The organism is Corynebacterium uropygiale (assembly GCF_021568315.1).
GTDB classification, from domain to species: Bacteria; Actinomycetota; Actinomycetes; order Mycobacteriales; family Mycobacteriaceae; genus Corynebacterium; species Corynebacterium uropygiale.
This window is the reverse complement of record NZ_JAKGSI010000007.1, coordinates 1-19187: the sequence shown is the minus strand read 5'-3', so window position 1 is coordinate 19187 and position 19187 is coordinate 1. Positions and strand designations below refer to the sequence as shown.

At 65.5% G+C, this 19187-nt stretch carries 21 protein-coding genes; 13 read left to right on the top strand and 8 right to left on the bottom strand.

The genetic code is table 11. The annotated features are described in order from the left end of the window. The first annotated feature begins 22 nt into the window (after positions 1–22). Positions 23–1021: an esterase/lipase family protein gene (locus L1O03_RS11150; protein WP_236120048.1), complete on the top strand. Its 999-nt coding sequence runs from the start codon at positions 23–25 to the stop codon at positions 1019–1021. Between the two features lie 326 nt (positions 1022–1347). Further along, a complete protein-coding gene (locus L1O03_RS11145) occupies positions 1348–1737 on the top strand; it encodes a DUF805 domain-containing protein (protein WP_236120047.1) in 390 nt (129 codons plus the stop codon). Between the two features lie 18 nt (positions 1738–1755). Here the strand turns inward: L1O03_RS11145 and L1O03_RS11140 are convergent, their stop codons facing one another. From L1O03_RS11140 to L1O03_RS11130, 3 genes are all read right to left on the bottom strand, one after another. After that, positions 1756–2361, bottom strand: coding sequence for an LppP/LprE family lipoprotein (locus L1O03_RS11140; RefSeq protein WP_236120046.1), 606 nt, complete (start codon positions 2359–2361; stop codon positions 1756–1758). A gap of 97 nt (positions 2362–2458) precedes the next feature. Continuing rightward, the gene (locus L1O03_RS11135) at positions 2459–3139 is read right to left on the bottom strand and encodes an HAD-IA family hydrolase (protein WP_236120045.1); all 681 of its coding nucleotides are present in this window, start codon (positions 3137–3139) and stop codon (positions 2459–2461) included. A 24-nt stretch (positions 3140–3163) separates the two neighbouring features. Beyond that, positions 3164–4300, bottom strand: a complete 1137-nt coding sequence (locus tag L1O03_RS11130) for a TIGR03364 family FAD-dependent oxidoreductase (protein WP_236120044.1) — start codon at positions 4298–4300, stop codon at positions 3164–3166. A 56-nt stretch (positions 4301–4356) separates the two neighbouring features. On the opposite strand from L1O03_RS11130, the gene L1O03_RS11125 reads away from it, so the two are divergent. The 6 genes from L1O03_RS11125 to L1O03_RS11100 all read left to right on the top strand — a co-directional run bounded on the left by L1O03_RS11125 (position 4357) and on the right by L1O03_RS11100 (position 10088). Then, a complete protein-coding gene (locus tag L1O03_RS11125; protein WP_236120043.1) occupies positions 4357–5127 on the top strand; it encodes a GntR family transcriptional regulator in 771 nt (256 codons plus the stop codon). Between the two features lie 44 nt (positions 5128–5171). Beyond that, positions 5172–6209: a hypothetical protein gene (locus L1O03_RS11120; protein ID WP_236120042.1), complete on the top strand. Its 1038-nt coding sequence runs from the start codon at positions 5172–5174 to the stop codon at positions 6207–6209. A gap of 58 nt (positions 6210–6267) precedes the next feature. Continuing rightward, a complete protein-coding gene (locus L1O03_RS11115; protein ID WP_236120041.1) occupies positions 6268–7452 on the top strand; it encodes an NAD(P)-dependent malic enzyme in 1185 nt (394 codons plus the stop codon). Between the two features lies 1 nt (position 7453). Beyond that, the gene (locus L1O03_RS11110; RefSeq protein ID WP_236120040.1) at positions 7454–8107 is read left to right on the top strand and encodes a 3'-5' exonuclease; all 654 of its coding nucleotides are present in this window, start codon (positions 7454–7456) and stop codon (positions 8105–8107) included. Further along, positions 8088–9431 (top strand): AMP nucleosidase, encoded by a 1344-nt coding sequence (amn, locus tag L1O03_RS11105; protein ID WP_236120039.1) that lies wholly within the window; start codon positions 8088–8090, stop codon positions 9429–9431. Before L1O03_RS11110 ends, amn begins: the two co-directional genes overlap by 20 nt. A 162-nt stretch (positions 9432–9593) precedes the next feature. Continuing rightward, complete coding sequence (locus L1O03_RS11100) at positions 9594–10088, top strand: helix-turn-helix domain-containing protein (protein ID WP_236120038.1); 495 nt, start codon at positions 9594–9596, stop codon at positions 10086–10088. A 293-nt stretch (positions 10089–10381) separates the two neighbouring features. Here the strand turns inward: L1O03_RS11100 and L1O03_RS11095 are convergent, their stop codons facing one another. Next, positions 10382–10885, bottom strand: coding sequence for a hypothetical protein (locus L1O03_RS11095; RefSeq protein WP_236120037.1), 504 nt, complete (start codon positions 10883–10885; stop codon positions 10382–10384). Between the two features lie 181 nt (positions 10886–11066). On the opposite strand from L1O03_RS11095, the gene L1O03_RS11090 reads away from it, so the two are divergent. After that, entirely contained in the window at positions 11067–11732 is a 666-nt protein-coding gene (locus tag L1O03_RS11090) for a GntR family transcriptional regulator (protein WP_236120036.1), read from the top strand. On the opposite strand, the gene L1O03_RS11085 is transcribed toward L1O03_RS11090, so the two are convergent. Beyond that, positions 11713–13035: an MFS transporter gene (locus tag L1O03_RS11085; RefSeq protein ID WP_236120035.1), complete on the bottom strand. Its 1323-nt coding sequence runs from the start codon at positions 13033–13035 to the stop codon at positions 11713–11715. The two genes, L1O03_RS11090 and L1O03_RS11085, sit on opposite strands and share 20 nt — an antisense overlap. A gap of 117 nt (positions 13036–13152) precedes the next feature. On the opposite strand from L1O03_RS11085, the gene L1O03_RS11080 reads away from it, so the two are divergent. From L1O03_RS11080 to L1O03_RS11065, 4 genes are all read left to right on the top strand, one after another. After that, positions 13153–13857: a DUF2848 family protein gene (locus L1O03_RS11080; protein WP_236120034.1), complete on the top strand. Its 705-nt coding sequence runs from the start codon at positions 13153–13155 to the stop codon at positions 13855–13857. Positions 13858–13987: 130 nt separating this feature from the next. Beyond that, positions 13988–14323 (top strand): FeoC-like transcriptional regulator, encoded by a 336-nt coding sequence (locus tag L1O03_RS11075; RefSeq protein ID WP_236120033.1) that lies wholly within the window; start codon positions 13988–13990, stop codon positions 14321–14323. Positions 14324–14489: 166 nt separating this feature from the next. Then, positions 14490–16454: a beta-glucoside-specific PTS transporter subunit IIABC gene (locus L1O03_RS11070; protein WP_236120032.1), complete on the top strand. Its 1965-nt coding sequence runs from the start codon at positions 14490–14492 to the stop codon at positions 16452–16454. A 9-nt stretch (positions 16455–16463) separates the two neighbouring features. Beyond that, positions 16464–17942, top strand: coding sequence for a 6-phospho-beta-glucosidase (locus L1O03_RS11065; protein WP_236120031.1), 1479 nt, complete (start codon positions 16464–16466; stop codon positions 17940–17942). Positions 17943–18009: 67 nt separating this feature from the next. Here L1O03_RS11065 and L1O03_RS11060 read toward each other — a convergent pair whose 3' ends face one another. The 3 genes from L1O03_RS11060 to L1O03_RS11050 all read right to left on the bottom strand — a co-directional run. After that, positions 18010–18672 (bottom strand): hypothetical protein, encoded by a 663-nt coding sequence (locus tag L1O03_RS11060; RefSeq protein WP_236120030.1) that lies wholly within the window; start codon positions 18670–18672, stop codon positions 18010–18012. A 4-nt stretch (positions 18673–18676) separates the two neighbouring features. After that, positions 18677–18883 (bottom strand): hypothetical protein, encoded by a 207-nt coding sequence (locus L1O03_RS11055; RefSeq protein WP_236120029.1) that lies wholly within the window; start codon positions 18881–18883, stop codon positions 18677–18679. 52 nt (positions 18884–18935) lie between these two features. Further along, positions 18936–19187 (bottom strand): hypothetical protein (locus tag L1O03_RS11050; protein ID WP_236120028.1); only part of this gene is annotated, 252 nt, incomplete at its 5' end.

Sequence of the window (19187 nt, the reverse complement as noted above, 5' to 3'; positions counted from 1 at the left end):
AGTTCGTGAGAAGGAAGGTCTCATGCGTCGTTCCCGCGTCATGCACGGGCTCGCTGCCCTGCTGACCAGCTGCGCTCTTGGTTGCGCGCTCGCCCCGACGGCGGCCGCCGCCGACATCGCCCCCTGGACCGGCATGGGGGCGCAGCTCCCGCCGAAGGACAACCTCAACGCCGCGAAGCTCGCCGGCGGCCACGCCCAGGACCCCAGCCCCACCGGCGTCAACGAGGAATGCACCCCCGCCCCCGGCGAGAACCCCGTCATCCTCATCCACGGCATGGCGTCCAACGCCTACGAGGCGTGGGCTGGGCTTGGCCCACTGTTGAAGTCCCAGGGGAAGTGCGTGTACGCGCTGAACTACGGGGCGTACCCGGGTGCCGACGGGCAGGGCAGCTCCGCCATGGGCGCTATCCCCGGCACCTACGGGGTGGCCCCGCTGGCGAAGAACGTCGAGGAGGTCTCCGCCCAGATCGACAGCATCCGTGAGCACACGGGCGCGGAGAAGGTGGACCTCGTCGGCTGGAGCCAGGGTGGGACCATCGCCACCGCGTACACGAAGGCGCGCGGCGGGAAGGGCGTCGGCACCGTCGTCACGCTGGCTGGCGTGCTCCGCGGGACCTCCATGATGGGGCTCGCGAACCTGCACCGTGAGATGCAGCTTGCGGGGGCGCCGATCGACCCGGTGGTCACCGGCATCCTCGGGCCCGTCGGCAACGATCTCCTCGAGATGAGCCCCTTCATGACGCAGCTGCGCGACGGCGGCCTCGAGGTCGACGGCGTCCGCTACGTCTCCATCTCGACGCTCTTCGACACGGCCGCCACCCCGCTGAACAACACCCAGTTCAGCTCCGGCGACTACCAGAACATCGTCCTCCAGGACGGCTGCCCCAACGACCTCGCCGACCACCAGGGCATGCCATACGACCCGCGGGCCATGGCCTACACGGTCAACGCCCTGGGCGGGAACGTGCCGGTTCAGTGCACGGGCACCGTCGGCCCCTTCATCCCGGGGAGCTCGATGTAACTCGATCGCCTTTCAGACTGCAGCGGCGGCGCCGGCCACGAGCTGGCGCCGCTGTCGTGTGTGCGGGGGGCGGGTTACAAAAGAGCGAGAACAGCTTCTCGCGCCAAAGGAGCATTCTTGTAGGTTTGATGCCCTCCGGCCGATCCACCCATCCCGGGGCTCCCCCTTGAACATATAGCCACGCTCTTGTATGCAGTAACTATTGAGCCACGTTTCGTTGTGCTGCTCTGCCGTCGATTGCCTCGATCATGATGCCCGAGAAAAGGAGACCCCATGAGCCCCCGCCCAACCGAGACCCCTCGCCGCCCTCCGCCAAATACCCTGGCGTGGATCCCCTGCCCGGGGCAAGCTTCTTCCAAGCCTGGAAACGTTATGTGCGCTGCGCCTTCGATCTTGAGGGTCGTGCCTCACGATCTGAGTTTTGGTGGGTCATAGCGATTGTTTTCCTCATTCAGTGTGGGATTCTTTGCCTACGCATCAGCTGGGACGATGCGTCCCTTGTGTTGGTCGCCTTTAACGTCCTCAATAGTCTTCCGAGCTTCACATTGGCCTGCCGCCGCCTCCACGACGCTGACTACTCCGATGCCTGGATCTTCATCGGCTTCATTCCTGTCCTCGGCACCATTCCGCTACTCATCCTTCTTTCTATGCCTTCCAAGGAGCCGGACAGGTTTTATCCTTCGCAGGAGGGAATGCTCGACGCGCGACCGGCATAACAAGGCGCACCCACGCAGCTAGTGATGCTCAGCGCCCCTCGGCCCGCGATAGTTCTTTCCCTGCAGGTCCAGCGTGGCGCTCCCCTGCGGCGCCGGGTTGGCGGTGACCTCGCCGTGTTCCACGCTGAACGTCACGTCCGTGCCGCCGAGGTTGGCGCGGATCTCGCTGGGCGAGAACCGGGTGACGTCGTCGACGTTATCCACGACACTCGGCGCAGGCACCGCGACCATATCCCCGTGGCGCATGAGGAGAAGCGCCTGACCCGACGCCCCCTCGCCCGTGATGGTGAGGATCGCCCAGCTGAGCTCGGCGGAGGGGTCGTAGCAATTCGCCGAGACCTTAAAGGGCACCGCCTCTCCCGATTCCAGCGGGACCTCTCCCAGCCGGGCCCAACGGCCGAAGGCGCTCTCATTGATGTCCTTGGCGCCGGTGCAGCTGCTGGCCGTCGTCGTCTCAGAGGCTTCAGAGGCTGCCGAGGAGGTCGCGGGCGCGGAGGTGTCGCTGCCTTGGGTCACCGTCGCGGTGACCGTGGTGGGCTCGGAGGATTCCTGTCCAGCGCAGGCGCCCAGGGCCAGGGCGAGGGGCAGCGTGAGGGCGAGGCTGAAGCGGGCGCGGGTGGGCACGGGGGTCTCCTTCTGCGGGTTGGCGGCTCGGTAGTGTCTGTTCCTCACTCTAACAGTGAGGGGCCGAAATCTAGAATTTCCCGCTTATATCTCCTGCTCAGAGGGAGTCAATGAGGGAGGGAATCTCGCCCGCCCCGGGGAGCACGTGCTCGGCGCCGAGGCGCTCGAAGTCCTCGCAGCTGAGATGCCCCGTGAGCACCCCGACGGAACGCACGCCCGCTGCCCGCGCGGAGGCAACGTCGGCGGCAGTGTCGCCGACGCTCAGCACGCGCCGCGCATCGGTGACGCCGAGGTCCGCCATGACGGCGCGGATGAGGTCGGGTGCCGGCCGCCCCTCGGGGACCTCATCGCCGCAGCGAGAGGCGTCAGCGGTCCAGCCCAGCGCGTCGAGGATGATGTCCGCGATCTCCCGGGAGAAGCCCGTGGTGAGCCCGAGCGGGATTCCCCGCGCGCGCAGCTCCTCGATGAGTTCGGGCACACCGGGCAGCGGCGTGGGCGGCTCGGCCGTGTAGGTGCGGCGCAGTTCCTCGCGGAACCAGTCCCAGGCTCGGGCCCACGCGGCCTCGCGCGCCTCGGCGTCGAGGTCCGTGCCGATCCGCAGGAGCTCGCCCAGCGCATGGTGCTTCTCCATACCCATGTGCTCCTGGAAGACCTCGGCGCTGAAGCGGGCGCCCTCGCGCTCGGCGGCCTCGCGGAGGACGCGGTAGACCTCGTCGCGATCATCAATGGTGGTACCGGCCATATCGCAGATGACCAGGTCAATGGGGGTGCTGCTCATGTGGGAACCTCCTTGAGGGGTGGATCAGATGGCGGGGACGGGGCGGCCGTCGAGAATGTACTTCGCGAGGCCGAAGGAGAGGGTCATGCCGATGCCGCTCGCGACGACGGCCACCGTGGTGCGTTCGTCGGGGTGCTCGACGATGAGGTTGATGGTGGGACTATCCGCGTAGCGCCCGAGCCAGCGCTGGCGGACGCGGCGCTCCTCCGGGCGGAGTCCGAGGAGCTGGGCGCCCTCGTCCTGGAGGAGCGTGGCGAGGCGCTCGTCAATGAAGGGCTCCGGGGAGAGGGCGTAGGCGTGGGAGTCGCCCATGAAGATGCCGCCCGGGATGGTGGTGAGCATGAGGTTCGCGATGCAATCGACCAGCTCAGGGTGTCTGTCCCGCAGCTCCTCGCGCAGCGCGGGCACCGAGGGCATGGCCGCGAAGCCGTCATAGCGGGCCAGCGAGGTCCCGGTGAGGACGGCGAGGCCCTCGGGGATGCGGCTCGGCCGCTCGAGCAACGCCATGACCAGGGAACACACCCGCACCTCGTACTTCTCCGCGATCTCCGGGAAGAGCTGGTTGAGCTCCATGCCCGGGCACACGATCACGCGCCCGCCGCGGTACATTCCGCGCGTGGTCTCGACGACACCATCCTCGGCGCGGAGAACCCGAGTGTTCCACGTGAAACGTACCCCGTTCGCGGCCAGGTACTCGGCGATCCTGGGGGCGACCTCCCGGGGGTTGACGCGCATGTCCCGGGGGAGGTGGGCCCCGCCGATCATCCCCTCCGCGCTGCTCGGGGCACCCAGGGCGCCGGCGATCTTGGCGGGATCCGCGAGCCGCACCCGCTCGGGCCCGCGATGCTCAGCGAACTCGCGGACAACCTGCAGCTCAGCCTCCGTTCGCGCGGGGATCCACGTCCCGGATTCGCGCGCCCAGAAGCCGGCATCGGCGGCGGCGCGGCGCCAGCCTTCGCGGGACAGATCGGCGAGCGGTTGGACGGCGTCGCTCTGCCCCGTGAAGCAGGCGTGACCAAAATTCTGAATGGAGGAACCGACGGGGCGGTCCGCGGAGTCTAAGACGTGAACAGTGTGGCCCTCGGAGTGCGCCCAATACGCCGTGGCGAGGCCGAGGATTCCTGAGCCAACGACGAGGATGTCTGCGATGTCCGTGCTCATGGCGCTCAGGCTAACAGCGAAGGAGAGAGTTGTCTATACATGTTAAAATGAGGTCCATGGCTTCCACCCGTCCCACCGCCCCCGAGCAGCAATATCTCCTCATCGCCTCTGCCCTGCGGGAGTCCATCCGCAGCGGCGAGCTCAGCCCCGGCGAGTCCCTTCCCTCCGAGGCCGCGCTGTGCGATTCCTACATGAGTTCACGGGGAACCGTGCGGCACGCCCTCGACGTCCTCCGCACCGAGGGCCTCATCTCCTCCGGCCAGGGCCGCCGCTCCCGGGTCCTCAGCACGGTGCCCGCCCAGAACTTCGATGACATCATCTCTTTCACCCAGTGGTGCAAGGCCTCCGGCCTGCAGCCCGGGCAGCGCACGCAGTCCACGGATGTTCGGCCGGCGGACGCGGGCCTCGCGGCGCTCCTGGACATCGCCGAGGGAGATGAGGTCCTCATCATCCACCGGCTCCGCCTCATCGACGGCACCCCCGCCATGGTGGAGCGGCTGCGCTACCCGATTGCGGTCGGCCGCCACCTGGACGGGGTGGACACCGACGCCGGCTCCATCTACCAGGCATTTCTCGACGCCGGGGTGGACTTCCACCACGCCCAGCGCACCATCGATGCCGTCGGCGCGGATGAGGAGGACGCGCGGCTGCTGGGCGTCGAGACCTCCACGCCGCTGCTCAGGGTGCGGCGCCGATCCTTTGACTCCCAGGGCCGCCCCGTGGAGGCCTCCGATGACCGCTATCTCCCCCAGCACGCCACGTTCATGGTGACGAATGTGCGGGGTACGCCGTCGAACGGTGCCATCGCGCCGCGCGCACGTCTATAATGAAGAAAATTTCGAGGGACAATACCGTATGACAGGGGATACTCATGACGACCTCGGGGAATGATCATCCTGGCTCTCATGCCATCGCATACCTGCGCTCGCGCGGCTGCACCTCGGGCGCGGCCGACGAAGAGAAATTTGGCGACTGCCACCTCATCCACTCCCGCTACAAAGGCACCTGGATCGGGGCGCGCGGCCCCATCGGCATACTCTTTAGCACCCTCGACGGCGGGGAGATCATCAGCGGTGAGGCGCTCAGCATCACCCGCTCGCGGCTCCACGACTGCGACCTCCACGCCGGCCGCGGCCTCCTCATCCACCACGCGCAGCTCAACGGCAGCGTGAGCTCGGGCCCCGGGCTCATCTTCAGCATCACCGACGGCGACCTCAACGCCACCGCCATCCACGCCGACGAGCCCACTCACCCCGAGCACCACCCCGCCACCTTCAGCCTCAGCGAACAATCGCGCATCGATAGCCACCAGGTGAGCCTCGGCACCGGGGCGGTCTGCCTCCTGCGCGGCCGCAGCCACATCGAAGGCCTCGGGGAACTGAGCATCGACGCGCACGCCGGTCTTCTCCTCGACGGCTTCCGCAGCTCCACCGGACTCGGCGGGCTGCGCATCCCGGAGCAGCACCTTGTGGCCCTGCATTCGGATGGTCTCGACGCTCACCTGGAGGACATGTATGTAGTCGCCACCATCCCCCTGGCGGAGGCCGACCGGCGCGGCTTCATCACCTCCGTGGCCGTCCGGCTTCACGGCTGCGGCGGCTGGGCGATCTCCTACCCGCTCCTCGATGGGCCCCACACCGCACTCCACACCACGCTGTGGCGCGGCGGGGACGAGCGACCCTCCTGGGTCCGCACGCTCGAGGCCATGGTCGCCTCCGGGGAGGCCGCACCCCTCACCGAGTCCGAGTCCTGGGCCGGGCGCACCCTCATTCCCGACGTCGAGCCCGGAATCTTCAGCGGGGACAGCGCGGACGCCGCGACGGTCGATTGCCTGCGGGCGATGACGAGCGTTGAGGAGCTCCACCGCTATTGGGAGGACACCGACGGCGCCCAGGAGGACGAGTGCTGAGGGCTCGCCCCGCCGCACAGTTCCAGCTTTCCAAGGTGACCCGTTACACTATGTGCCCATGAGCTTCCCCCTTGAGCACCACGTTGACCATCAGCCGGCACAACTGTCCGACCAAGAGATCTTTGATGCTCACGAGGGAGGGAAGCTCACCGTCACCTCCTCGCGGCCGCTGCGCACCGTCCGCGATCTCTCCCTGGCCTACACTCCCGGCGTCGCCCGGGTGTGCCAGCAGATCCACGGCGAGCCGCAGGCCTCCCAGCGGCTCACCGGCCGGGGCCGCACCGTGGCCATCATCTCGGACGGCTCGGCGGTGCTGGGGCTGGGGAACATCGGGCCCCTCGCCGCGCTGCCCGTCATGGAGGGGAAAGCCCAGCTGTTCAGCGCTTTTGCCGACCTCAACGCGGTGCCCATCGTGCTGGACAAGCATGATGCGGACTCCCTCGTCGCCACTATCGCCGCCATCGCGCCCTCCTTCGGCGCGATCAACCTGGAGGACATTGCCGCGCCCACCTGCTTCGAGGTGGAGCGCCGTCTCATCGAGAAGCTCGACATCCCGGTCATGCACGATGACCAGCACGGCACCGCCATCGTCATCACGGCCGCGCTGCACAACTCCTGCCGGCTCCTCAACCGGGACCTCACCCGGCTGCGCGTGGTCATCTCCGGGGCCGGCGCCGCGGGCGTGGCCTGCGCAAAGATGCTCCACGACGCCGGGATCACCGACATCACGGTGCTCGACTCCCGCGGGATCATCCAGAAGGATCGCGGCCACCTCAACCCCATCAAGGAGGAGCTGCTCACCTACACCAACCCGCGGAACATCACCGGCGGGGTCGCCGAGGCGCTGCGCGGGGCGGACGCCTTCATCGGCCTGTCCCGCGGGCACGTGAGCGAGCAGGAGCTCGCCGGCATGGCGCCCGAGCCGATCCTCTTCTCCCTCGCCAACCCCGACCCAGAAATCGCCCCTGAGCTGGCCTATCGTTACGGGGCCGTGGTGGCCACCGGGCGCAGCGACCTTCCCAACCAGATCAACAACGTGCTCGCCTTCCCCGGCATCTTCCACGGTGCCCTCGCCGCCGGGGCCACGAGCATCACCCCCGACATGAAGCTCGCCGCCTCCCGCGCCATCGCCGAAATCGCCGCCGAGGACCTCAACGCCGAGCACGTCATCCCCTCCCCGCTCGACGGGCGCGTCGCCCCCGCCGTGAGCCAGGCGGTCCGCATGGCCGCCGCCCGCTCCTAACATGCCTCCCAGCAGCGCGGGCGCCCTGGCCCCGCTCCCCTATCCCGTCGCCGTCGTCGACTGCGAAACCACCGGCCTCTCCAGCGAGGACGAGATCCTGGAGCTCGCCGTGGTGCTGCTCGACGCCCAGCTGCGCGTCGAGACCACATGGACGAGCCTCATCCGACCCGCCGGCGGCGTGGGCGCCACGCACATCCACGGGATCCGGGAGGAAGACGTGGCGCAGGCCCCGTCCTTCCGCGGGGTGGCCGGGGAGCTGGCTTCGCTTCTCGACGGGCGGCTGCTCGCGGCGCACTGGGCGCGTTTTGATGCGCGTTTCCTCGCCCAGGAATGCGCGCGGTTTCACGTGAAACTTCCCTCGCACGAGTCCTGGACGCTTTGCACGTGCGAGCACGCGCGGACGGTGTTTCCAGACCTGGACTCCCATTCACTCGCCCGCTGCGCCGAGCACTGCGGCATCGAACACCAGTACCGGCACAGCGCGCTGGGGGATGCCCTCGCCACGGCCGAGCTCCTCCGGGCGCTGCACCAGCGGGTCCCCTTCGACTGCCACGCGCTCCACCCCCTCCCCTGGGCCGAGCTTGTGGGTTCCGTCCAGCCGGCGGAAGCGCCCCTCTCCCGCTACGCTTGGACCCATGGTGGGAGCTGCGAATAAAGCCGTCCAAGAATCCGTCGAGAAACTCTGCGCCATCTACGACAACTCCGTGGCAACCGCGCGGCGTGCCGTCGAGCAGCAGGAATGGGGGCTGTGGAGCCAGGTGGTCTACCCCAGGCTGCACGTCGAGGTCCTCGAGTGGCGGCCCATCGACCGGGCGGCTCCCTTCGGCTATGTCGAGGAGGCCGGGCACTACAGCGCGGAAATCTCCCGGCCGCACATCATGCGCCCCTACCTCGAGGAGCAGCTCACCCACCTGACCAGCAACTATCCCTGCCGGATTTGGGTGGAGCCCGGCGCCACGCGCATCCCGCCGGAGTACCTGCCGGGGATCGGGAGCGTCGGGGAGGTGCGCCCCGCCGGGGTGCCGCGCCCCTCCCTCGATGATGTGCACGATGCGATCGTCGACGCCGATTGGGACGCCTTCCATGGCTCCGAGAAGCCGCTCTTCTACTTCGGGCCGCAGCGCTTCGACATCGCGTGCGCGCGCATTGAGCACTACACGGGCATCGAGGTGGAGTCGCTCCAACGCTTCATCCTCTTCACCAACTACGACATGCACACCACCGAGTTTGAGAAGCTCGGCCGCGCGCGCCTCGCCGAGGAGGGCACGCGCTACACGGGGATCACGACGGCCGTCGCCGGCCACCAGATGCCGCGCATCGACCTCACCACCGAGGACGGCGACGGCATCACCATGATCAACATCGGCGTGGGCCCGTCGAATGCCAAGACCATCACCGACGCCCTCGCGGTGCTGCGCCCGGAGGCGTGGATCATGATCGGGCACTGTGCGGGCCTCGACGGGCGGATGCGCATCGGCGACCTCATCCTGGGCAACGCCTACCAGCGGGAGGACTACATCCTCGACCGCCACGTCCGCCGCGACGTCCCCATCCCCGCGATCCCCGAGGTTCAGCGCGCCCTCGAGGCGAGCGTCGCGGAGGTCTACAGCGCCGATAAGTCCCTCATGCGCACCGGCACCGTCCTCTCGACGGGCGACCGCAACTGGGAATGGCACACCCCGCGGGAGCTGTGGTCCTGGCTTCATGGCTCGACGGCCGTCGCCGTGGACATGGAATCCTGCACGCTCGCCACCAACGGCTACCGCTACCGCGTGCCCTATGGCACCCTGCTCAGCGTCTCCGACCTCCCGCTGCACGCTGTCCCCAAGCTGCCCTCCCAGGCCAAGGCCTTCTATAGCAACTCGAAGGAAGCGCACGTCACCTGCGCCGTGCGGGCGATGGAAACCCTCGCCCTCCACCCCGAGCGGCTGCGCACGCGCAAGCTGCGGCGAAGCATCGGCGAGGTGCCGTTCCGCTAGTGCGATGCCCGAGGCGCTCGCTATGTGAAGTTGGGACTCTAACTGCCGACACTGCGCTTCTACTAGCGCATGGACTCGAACGCACGCATGAAGGTTGCAAGCTCGTTTGAAGGTTGGAGGCAACACCGATCGCAATAGTTTGTATCAACTAAGATGCGAGCCATGAGGATCACACCGGATGAAGTCATGGAGCTTCTTGACCAGGGTATGAGCCAGGCTGAAATTGCCAGGCAGGTAGGTGTTACCAGGCAGTACATCTACAAACTTGCTAGGGAAGGTGGCTACGAACCAAAATGGACAAAGCTTACCCAACATATACCTTGGGATATTCCGTCAGAGTTTAAGGGCAATGCTTTGTATCAAGGTTTCAGGGCAATCGGTTGGGTGAGATGGCGTGGGCCCGCCTCTTTGACTCAATCCCAGTACGAGCGTGCCCGCGCTATCTGGCGCAAGCTAAAAGCTTTCAACCAAGTGATAGACTTCGATCCGAAATACCCTGCCGTGCCTGGGCTAACCAATGGGCCAGGTTTCGCATACGTGCCGCGCCGTGAAAGCGACGGGGACTATATGATCCGAATAAAGCCCGGCGTTAAACTAACCCCGGTTGGGAAAAAGATATGGAGAATGCCTGAAGAGTGGCCGGAAAGAAAGGAATAAAATAGAAAGATATGGCGGCTACTTTCTTTCCTTCATTCCTAGCAATCAACATATCGTCACCATCGAATAATCCCGATCAGACCAACCCCTTGGTTAAGACGCTCAAAAACTTCTTCCAGCGTCATGCGTCCTGCGCAGACGGGTGAATAAAGTCCCTCGCACCTGCTCGCGCAACCACCCTCCCCCACACGCGCCACAGCCCACCACCCGTTGGGGTGGTGGGCTCACTCATTGTTCAGACAACCGCGCCGGCAGCATCAACTACCGCTCACCGCGGCACCCGGCCGCACTTCTTAGTGGAAGCAGGTCGGGAAGGCGGCAACCAGGCCGTCCTGCACGGCGTTCTGGATGCCGGGCTCGATGGACTCCTCCTGCACCGGCACGGACGCCGTCAGGGGGTTCTCGGCTTCGGGGACGTCGCACTGGCGGAACTCGCGCGTCGCGTAGCGCTCGATGGCGCGCAGCTCAACGCCCTTGTCGGTCGTCGTGTAGTAGAGGGTGGCTTCGTTTCCCTCGCGGTCGGTGGCCTGGTCGGGCAGCTGGATGTCCTTGCCGTCGATCGTCAGGGTGCCAGCCTCCGCGTCAATGCCCACGCCGTCCGGGAGATCCAGGACGAAAGCGGAGTCGTTGATCTGCTGGAGCTGGATGGTCGGCACTTCATCGGCCGCCTGCGCCTGGGAAGCACCCAGGTGGGCGGCGTCGGTGCCCTGCGCACATGCCACTCCGGTCCCTCCAATCACCAGCATCACGCCCAGTGCCGGCGCCGCAATGCTCTTCTTCATCAGATTCCACGTCATGTCTGCCTCCTGTGAATGTATCAGTGTGCGTCAGGACGTGCCCTGACTGTTCCTGCACCCTGGACGCTACCTTTTCCGACCACGCATTTAAAGAGCTTTGGTCAAAGTGTGGTCGAAAGTTACCTCCCGATGGGTCGAAAGTGACTTTTTCGGGGCGCGAGAGGCGACGTACTATCCCCTTATGGCTTCTCCGCGCGGCCGTGACCTGGCCTATCGCTACTTGACCACTCACATCCTGGTCGACCCCTCCGTTCAGGGGTCCTTCTTGAGTGAACAAGCGATCGCCGATGATCTCGGCATCTCCCGCACCCCGGTTCGGGAGGCCATTCGCGCCCTCGCCTCCGAGGGCCTGGTGGAACACATCCCCCACCGCGGAACGAGAATCCCCAGCATCAGCAGGGAACAGATCCTCGACCTCATGGAGCTCCGCGGTCTTCTGGAAAAGCACACAACCCTCAAGGTCATCGAGCGTGGCGTCGCTTCCTCCGTCGCGGATCGCCTATCAGTCACCCTCGAACAGCAGCGCCGTCTCCTTGACTCGCCCGGTCACGAGCATGTCATCGAGTTCATCCGCCTTGACCAGGAATTCCACGCGCGCATCATGGAGGCCGCTGGCAATCACGAGATCAGCGCGGTGTACGAAAAGCTGCGCGTCCGCCAGAGGATTATTGGGGCTCAGGCGCTCTATACCCCCCATCGCTGGCGCGAGGTTATTCGCGAGCACGCCGACATTGTCGACGCCCTCCGTGCGAATGATTCCCAGGCTGCGCTCCGTGCGGTGGTCCACCACCTGGATCGGACGCTCGACGTCCTCCTCTCTCCCGGCGTCACGCCTGCGAGTTCCTAACCACGCTTTCTTCGTGCTCGACCGTCGGGTTCTTCCCCATCACAAGCCCCACGAGCGTGCAACACACTGCGCCGACAACATACAGCGCCACCGGGAACGAGGAGATGGATGGCCCCGCGACCACGGTGAACATCAAGGGCGCGAGGGCACCACCGAAGACTCCACCGATGGTGTAGGCCAGTGACGCGCCCGTGTAGCGAAGCCGCGGGTGAAATTGTTCGATCACGAAGGCGGCTTGCGGAGCGAACATCAGCGAGTGGCACGTCCCGGCCACGACCATAGCCAGAGCCAGGAGCCCAAAGCTGCCCTTATCCGCGATAGCAAAAATCTCGAAGGACCACAGAGCCGCGGCAATAGCCCCCACCGCATAGAGAACTCGACGGTGAACCAGGTCAGAAAGCCACCCGGCCAGCGGAATACTGATCAACTGCGTCGCGGAACCAATGAGCACAGCCCCCAGGATCTCACTTCTGGGTAATCCGAGTTTCTGCGTCCCGTACGTGAGAATGAAAACGGTGTACAGGGCATAAAACACGTCGGGCCCAAGCCTGCTGAGCACCGCTGCGATCAGGGGTTTCGTCTGCGTTCTCACGACGTCCGTCACGGGTGTATCGGATCGATCTCCCGCATCCTCAATCGCTTTGAATACCGGGGTGTCCTCAAGCTTCAGCCGGATCCACAGTCCAAATCCGATAAGGATCAGGGAGGCCAAGAAGGCAACGCGCCACCCCCACGCGAGGAATTGTTCCTCGCTGAGAGACACGGTGAGAAGAGCGAGCACTCCATTGGCCAGGAGGTTGCCGGCGGGTGGCCCGACCTGCGCAGCGCTTGCCCAAAAGCCCCGGCGGCGGGGGTTGCCGTACTCCGAGGACAGCAGCACTGCCCCGCCCCACTCTCCGCCGACGCCCACCCCCTGGAGGAATCGCAGGATCACGAGCGCGACCGGCGCCCACAACCCGATTCGCCCATACGTCGGCAAAACGCCGATAGCGAACGTCGCCGCGCCAATGAGGACCAATGTATAGACAAGCACGGTCTTTCTTCCGAGCTTGTCCCCCAGACGCCCGAACACCACGCCTCCCACTGGTCGCGACAAATACCCGATGGCATACGTCGCAAACGCAGAGATCGTTGCGGCGTAGCGATCATCCGCCGGGAAGAACAGCTGCCCAAGAACAAGGGCCGATGCCGCCGAGTACACCGCGAAGTCATACCACTCAAGGGAGGTCCCCGAGAGCGAGGCCACGAAGGCCTTGTACACATCTTTTCTCGGTGGTGGTTGGTGCAGGGATGCGTCGCTCATGAGAGTTCCTTTCGTGTCCCAGATCTCACTGTGCCGTTGATTGTATACAATGAGGGCGCTAGGCTGCATGACAACAGCTATTTCCTGTCCATCAATAGGCAAAGGAGCACAACCACCATGACCTCCACCGCCCACCCCACGCTGACCTTCACCCTCCCCGACGGCAGCACATCCACCACCACCGTGCGCCGCCTCCTCAACGCCGGCTATGCCGGCCAGGACCAAGCCGAGGTCCAAGCACACATCCGCGAGCTCGCGGAACTCGGCGTCCCTGCCCCGAGCACCAGCCCCACGCTCTACCCCGTCTCCCCCTACCTGGCCCAGCAGACGGACATCGTCTACGTCCAGCACTCCACCACATCCGGCGAAGCCGAATGGGCCCTCATTATCGACGACGACGGCCGGCAGCTCCTCACCGTCGCGTGTGATCACACCGACCGCGCCCTGGAGACCCACGGTGTGGCCTGGTCCAAGAACGCCGCCCCGGACGTCCTCGGCACGGTGGCCTTCCCCCTCGACGAGCTCCCGGAGGACCTCTCCACGATCACCCTCCAGGCATGGGTCACCCACAATGGCGACTCCACCCCCACGCTCATCCAAGACTCCACGGCCGGAGCCCTCCTGAGCCCGTCCTATTGGCTGGATATCCTCCACACGCGCGGCGAGGACACGCCCGGAACGATCCTCGTATCGGGGACGGTCACCATGCTCGACGGAGTCGACCAGTTCGCCGATCGCTGGAAAGTAGAGCTCACCGTGCCGGGCCTTGGATCAGCCTCCGTCGACTATGACGTCAGAGAAATGGCCACCCCCATCGACTAGCCCCCATTCCCACCCACCATTGGTAATCCTTATCCCTGTCGTCGGGGATAGCGAAGTCTAAGCTCCCGTCATAGAAGGAGCTTAGGCTCGCCACGACCAGTCGTTATGGGGCTTCACCATGGATAACACGATGTCGTTGAGAACCCTCGCCGAGCACATCCGCGCCGACTTCGCCGCCACCTCCGGCGGTCACACCCTCGCCGCCGTGCGGGAGGCGCTCGCCGAGGGGGCGACGTCCCGGGCGGACATCGCCCGGCGCGCGCATATTTCCCCGTTCACGGTCGATGCGATCCTCGCCCACCTCGAGCGCACGGGGCAGCTCCGGCGGGAGGTTCTGGCCAGCTCGTGCAGTAGCGGGGCGTGCGCGCAGTGTGCGGTGGGTTCGTCGTGCCCGGGGCCGTCGTCGAGCGCCGCCCGCGGTCCGGTCATGCTCGTGCTCACCCACGCCGAACGCCCGCGCGAGTGACAGAGTTCATAGCCGGAGCCCTTGCGGTATAACCCCACATGCGCGCTACACTGGGCCTAACTTTTGGGCGTGTCACTCCACTTCGCGAGGCATCAACCCTCATGGCCGGCAGCGGTGTTCTGCGGCCATGGAATCCACCCGTGTTGATGGGATTGGTGTCTCAGCAATGGCTGAAAAGATTCGCGATTATCCCAAGCTCGCGTCCCAGATTCTGGAGATCGTCGGCGGGGAACAGAACATTCACAACGCCACGCACTGCGCCACGCGCCTGCGCTTGGTCCTCAAGGAGACCCCGGCCGGCGCCAAGGAGAAGGTCGCTGACCTGCCGGGGGTCATCACTGTCATCGAGAACAGCGGCCAGTTCCAGGTGGTCATCGGCGCGCACGTGAGCGAGGTCTACGATGCGCTCCTCGCCACCACCTCGCTCTCCGCCGAGGACTCCGATGACCAGCCCAAGGCCAGCATCATGAACCGCGTCATCGCCACGATGTCCGCGGTCTTCGCCCCCTTCATCTACGTGCTCGCGGCAGCGGGCTTCATCCAGGGCATCCTCATCCTCGTGCGGCTGGCGTGGCCCGGCTTCGAGGGCTCCGGCACGGACCAGGTCTTCTCGCTCATCTCCTGGGCGCCGTTCACCTTCCTGCCGATCTTCATCGCCATCACGGCGGCCCAGCACTTCAAGGTGAACATCTTCGTGGCCGTGTTCTGCTGCGCCGCACTCGTCAGTCCCGACGTCGCAACGCTCGCCGAGCACGTCGCAGACGGGGATCGCGTGGACTTCCTCGGCTTCGCGCTGAGCTCCACGACGTACACCTCCACCGTGCTGCCGCCGCTCATCCTCGTGTGGGTGCTCTCTTACCTCGAGCACTTCCTCAACCGGCACATTCGCGGCGTCGCGGCGTCGATCTTCGTGCCCTTCCTCTGCGCGCTCATCATGGTGCCGCTCACCCTCCTCACTCTCGGGCCGCTCTCCGCGGCGGGGGCCGACGCCATCGCGAACGGCTACAACTGGCTGGTGGACATCTTCCCGCCGCTGGCCGCGGCGATCATCGGTGGCTTCTGGCAGGTCTTCGTCATCTTCGGCGTGCACTGGGGCATCACCCCGGTCATCCTCTCCAACTTTGACCAGTACGGTTCGGACTCCTTCCAGGCCTTCCAGACCGCCGCGGTCCTCGGCCAGGTGGGCGCGGCCTTCGGGGTGTTCCTCAAGTCCCCCGTGAAGTCCCTGCGCGGGGTGGCCGGCTCCGCCACGATCACCGGCATCTTCGGCATCACCGAGCCCGCCATCTACGGTGTCACCCTCCGCCTGAAGAAGCCCTTCATCTGCGGCTGCGTGGGCGGCGCGCTCGGTGCTATCACGGTGGCGCTCTTCGGTTCGCGCTACTACGTCTACGCGGGCCTTCCCGGTGCCCTCACCATCATGAATGCGCACAGTGCGGAGAATTCGATGTCCCTCATCGGCGAGGTCGTCGGCTGCCTCGTGGCCTTCGCGGGCTCGGCGCTGCTCGTGTACATCGTGGGCTTCAACGACGATGCCGCGTCCCCGGCCGAGCCCGCAGCCGAGGAGGAGTCAGAGGGCCTCTCCGCTGAAGCCGAGCAAGCCGCCCTCGCCGCCTACGAGACCGCGGTGGCCTCCACCCCGGCGGCCACCCGCCTCGTGAGCCCCCTCGCCGGCCGGCCCCTTCCGCTCGCCGAGGTCCCCGACCCGGTCTTCGCGCAAGGCGGGCTGGGTGAGGGTTTCGCCGTCGAGCCCGAGGCCGCCGACGGCACCGGCCGCGTCATCGCCCCCTTCGACGGGACGGTCGTCACGGTGCTGCCCTCCAAGCACGCGATCGGCCTGCGGTCCGACGACGGCCTCGACGTCCTCATCCACGTCGGGCTCGATACCGTCGCGATGAAGGGCGAGCCCTTCACCCTCCACGTGGAGAAGAAGCAGCGCATCGCACGCGGTGACCTGCTCCTCGAGTTCGATGCGGCGGCCATCACCGCCGCCGGATACTCCACCATCACGCCGGTGGTCCTCACGAACTCCGCCGACCTCGGCGGGGTCATCCCCCGGCTGTCCCAGCACGTCGACGCCGGCGAGGAGCTCGGCGCCGTCCTCCCCGCCCCCACCCCCACGCAATCCTAAGGAGTTGTCATGCAGAATCAGCAGAATGTCGCCACGCCTACCAGCGGGAATGCCCTGCCGGAGGGGTTCCTCTGGGGAGGCGCCGTGGCCGGCCACCAAATCGAAGGCGGCTGGGATGAGGATGGCAAGGGACTGAGCGTCGTCGATGTCCTCACCGGCGGCGCCCACGGGGTCCCGCGGCGCATCACCGAGAACGTCGAGCCCGAAGAGTACTACCCCAACCAGGTGGCCTCGGACTTCTACCACCGCTACGAGGAGGATGTGGAGCTCCTCGCGGGCATGGGCCTGCGCTGCTTCCGCACCTCGATCCAGTGGAGCCGCATCTTCCCGCTCGGCGATGAGGAGGAGCCCAACGAGGCGGGCCTCGCGTTCTATGACCGCCTCTTTGATACCCTCAACGCCCACGGCATCCAGCCCGTTGTCACGCTCAGCCACTTCGAACTGCCCCTGCACCTCGCCCGCCACTACGGCGGCTTCCGCAACCGCGAGGTGGTCGCCCACTTCGAGCGTTTCGCGCGCACGTGCTTCGAGCGTTTCCACACGAAGGTCCGCTATTGGATGACCTTCAACGAGATCAACAACCAGATGGACACCCGGAATCCGCTCTTCCTCTGGACGAACTCGGGCGTCACCCTCCACGAGGAGGACAACCCCCGCGAGGTGCTCCTCCGCGTCGCGCACAATGAGCTCCTCGCGAGCGCCCTCGCCGTCACCGCCGGCCACGAGATCGACCCCGACCTCAAGATCGGCGCGATGATCTCCTTCGTCACCGTCTACCCCTATTCCTGCGACCCGCAGGACATCCTCGCCGCCGACATCGCCAACCACGAGCGCTTCCTCTTCCCCGACGTCCAGGTCCGCGGCCATTGGCCCGCCTACGCGCTCAAGGAGATTGAGGCCAACGGCTACGACATCGGCTTCCAGGAGGGCGACGACGCCATCCTCCGCGCAGGAACCGTGGACTACCTCGGTTTCTCCTACTACATGAGCACCACGGTGAAAGCCGGGGCGGAGGATCACGCCGAGGAATCCGGCATCGTCGATGGCGGCATGCCGGGCTCGGTGGATAACCCGCACCTGGGCGCCACCGATTGGGGCTGGACCATCGACCCCACGGGGCTGCGCCACAGCCTCATCACGCTCTCGGAGCGCTATGACATCCCGCTCTTCATCGTGGAGAACGGCTATGGCGCGTACGACACCGTCGAGGAGGACGGCACCGTTCACGACGACGACCGCATCGACTACCTCCGCGCCCACATCGAGGCGATGAAGGATGCGGTGCTGAAGGACGGTGTTGACCTCATTGGGTATACGCCGTGGGGGATCATTGACCTGGTCTCTTTCACGACCGGCGAGATGCGCAAGCGCTATGGCCTCATCCACGTTGATCGCAACGACGACGGCAGCGGCACCCTGGCCCGCACGCCGAAGAAGTCCTACTACTGGTACCGGGACGTCATCGGGTCGAATGGCGCGCAGCTGTAGCAGCTGAAAGGGGCCCAAGGGTGGCGAAAGCTGCCGCCCTGGGGCTTGACGTGGACTGGGAGTGAGGTCAGCAGGTGGAGAAGTAGTCCTCCAATTCCTGCCGCATGAAGTACTCCCCGTCCACGATTCCGGCCACCATATGCTCCACCCACTCAGCATCATTGGTGATCCGGGGGGAGAGCGGCAGAGCGTTGAGGTCAATAATCCCGACGACGTCTGCACGCCAGAGGAGCTCGACGTGGCATAACACGTCGATGAACGTATCCTGATCGACCGCGTAGCTTCCCGGCTGGAAACTCATGCTGAGAACGTCGCGGCAGATGTCAGTACAACCCCATTCGGACTGGCCCCAGCGAGCGGTCATCTCAATGTGGAAATCTTCATTCACCCCGTAGCGGGAGGACGGGTCACTCCACGAGCCGCTGAATCTGCACGAGCTTCGATGGAAGGACTCGAGTGGGTCGAGGATATCGAAGCTGTTCGGCCACCACTGGGTGCGCTGAGAGTCGATAAAGACCGGCCGGGAATAAAAATCCTCCGGGTTATCAAAGAGCGCCCTTCCGTGCCAGACATCCGGCTGGCCGGGAAGCTGCCGATAATAATCAAACAGCGCCTCGACCGCGGCGATATTATTGGCATGCCCCACGAAGGAGTTCGTCGTGTCGCGGCTTGCTTGGAGCAAAAATCGGGGTTCGGATGTCAGCCGAGTGATTTCTTCTTCAGAGGACACCGCGCTACCTCCCTTCCTCGTTGGGCATCGGACAGTACTCCACGATCAAACCCCGGATCTGTTCGCTGTCGATCAATTCGCGGATCGCTTCCGCGCTGTTTTTTGTTGGTACGCGCCACACGACTGTGTTGCCCTGGGCGGCCGCGACTCTCATTTCGGCATCTTTAATGAGGGCATCCCGCTTGGGAAACCAATCTATGAAATGAACCACACGATCACCTTCTCTTCTGAACGTCCGCGCTGCCTTCAACCACAGTGACACATCACTGGGCCTGCGACGCCCTCTCCTCCCAACGCCGACGGTAGTCCTCGAACTCCTCCCTGTGGAAGGGATTCCACCGCGTTATCCCGGTGATCATCTCCCCGGCGCCAGTAAGGGATCTGAGCCTTGGGCGCTGCGCAATCTCAGAGGAAAGATCCACGACACCCACAAGTTGTGAACGCCACAGCGCATGAATACGCTGGCAGATCTCCTCCATCACTTCTGGGGCAAGCAGTTCGTCGTTGTGGTGAAG

Bases quoted from the DNA above. Each gene is read 5' to 3' on its own strand.
- L1O03_RS11110 (WP_236120040.1), top strand. From the start codon at position 7,454: ATGCCTCCCAGCAGCGCGGGCGCCCTGGCCCCGCTCCCCTATCCCGTC.
- L1O03_RS11080 (WP_236120034.1), top strand. From the start codon at position 13,153: ATGACCTCCACCGCCCACCCCACGCTGACCTTCACCCTCCCCGACGGC.
- L1O03_RS11065 (WP_236120031.1), top strand. From the start codon at position 16,464: ATGCAGAATCAGCAGAATGTCGCCACGCCTACCAGCGGGAATGCCCTG.
- L1O03_RS11085 (WP_236120035.1), bottom strand. From the start codon at position 13,035: ATGAGCGACGCATCCCTGCACCAACCACCACCGAGAAAAGATGTGTAC.
- L1O03_RS11115 (WP_236120041.1), top strand. From the start codon at position 6,268: ATGAGCTTCCCCCTTGAGCACCACGTTGACCATCAGCCGGCACAACTG.
- L1O03_RS11125 (WP_236120043.1), top strand. From the start codon at position 4,357: ATGGCTTCCACCCGTCCCACCGCCCCCGAGCAGCAATATCTCCTCATC.
- L1O03_RS11120 (WP_236120042.1), top strand. From the start codon at position 5,172: ATGACGACCTCGGGGAATGATCATCCTGGCTCTCATGCCATCGCATAC.
- L1O03_RS11130 (WP_236120044.1), bottom strand. From the start codon at position 4,300: ATGAGCACGGACATCGCAGACATCCTCGTCGTTGGCTCAGGAATCCTC.
- L1O03_RS11095 (WP_236120037.1), bottom strand. From the start codon at position 10,885: ATGACGTGGAATCTGATGAAGAAGAGCATTGCGGCGCCGGCACTGGGC.
- L1O03_RS11090 (WP_236120036.1), top strand. From the start codon at position 11,067: ATGGCTTCTCCGCGCGGCCGTGACCTGGCCTATCGCTACTTGACCACT.
- L1O03_RS11075 (WP_236120033.1), top strand. From the start codon at position 13,988: ATGTCGTTGAGAACCCTCGCCGAGCACATCCGCGCCGACTTCGCCGCC.
- L1O03_RS11100 (WP_236120038.1), top strand. From the start codon at position 9,594: ATGAGGATCACACCGGATGAAGTCATGGAGCTTCTTGACCAGGGTATG.
- amn (WP_236120039.1), top strand. From the start codon at position 8,088: ATGGTGGGAGCTGCGAATAAAGCCGTCCAAGAATCCGTCGAGAAACTC.
- L1O03_RS11150 (WP_236120048.1), top strand. From the start codon at position 23: ATGCGTCGTTCCCGCGTCATGCACGGGCTCGCTGCCCTGCTGACCAGC.
- L1O03_RS11135 (WP_236120045.1), bottom strand. From the start codon at position 3,139: ATGAGCAGCACCCCCATTGACCTGGTCATCTGCGATATGGCCGGTACC.
- L1O03_RS11070 (WP_236120032.1), top strand. From the start codon at position 14,490: ATGGCTGAAAAGATTCGCGATTATCCCAAGCTCGCGTCCCAGATTCTG.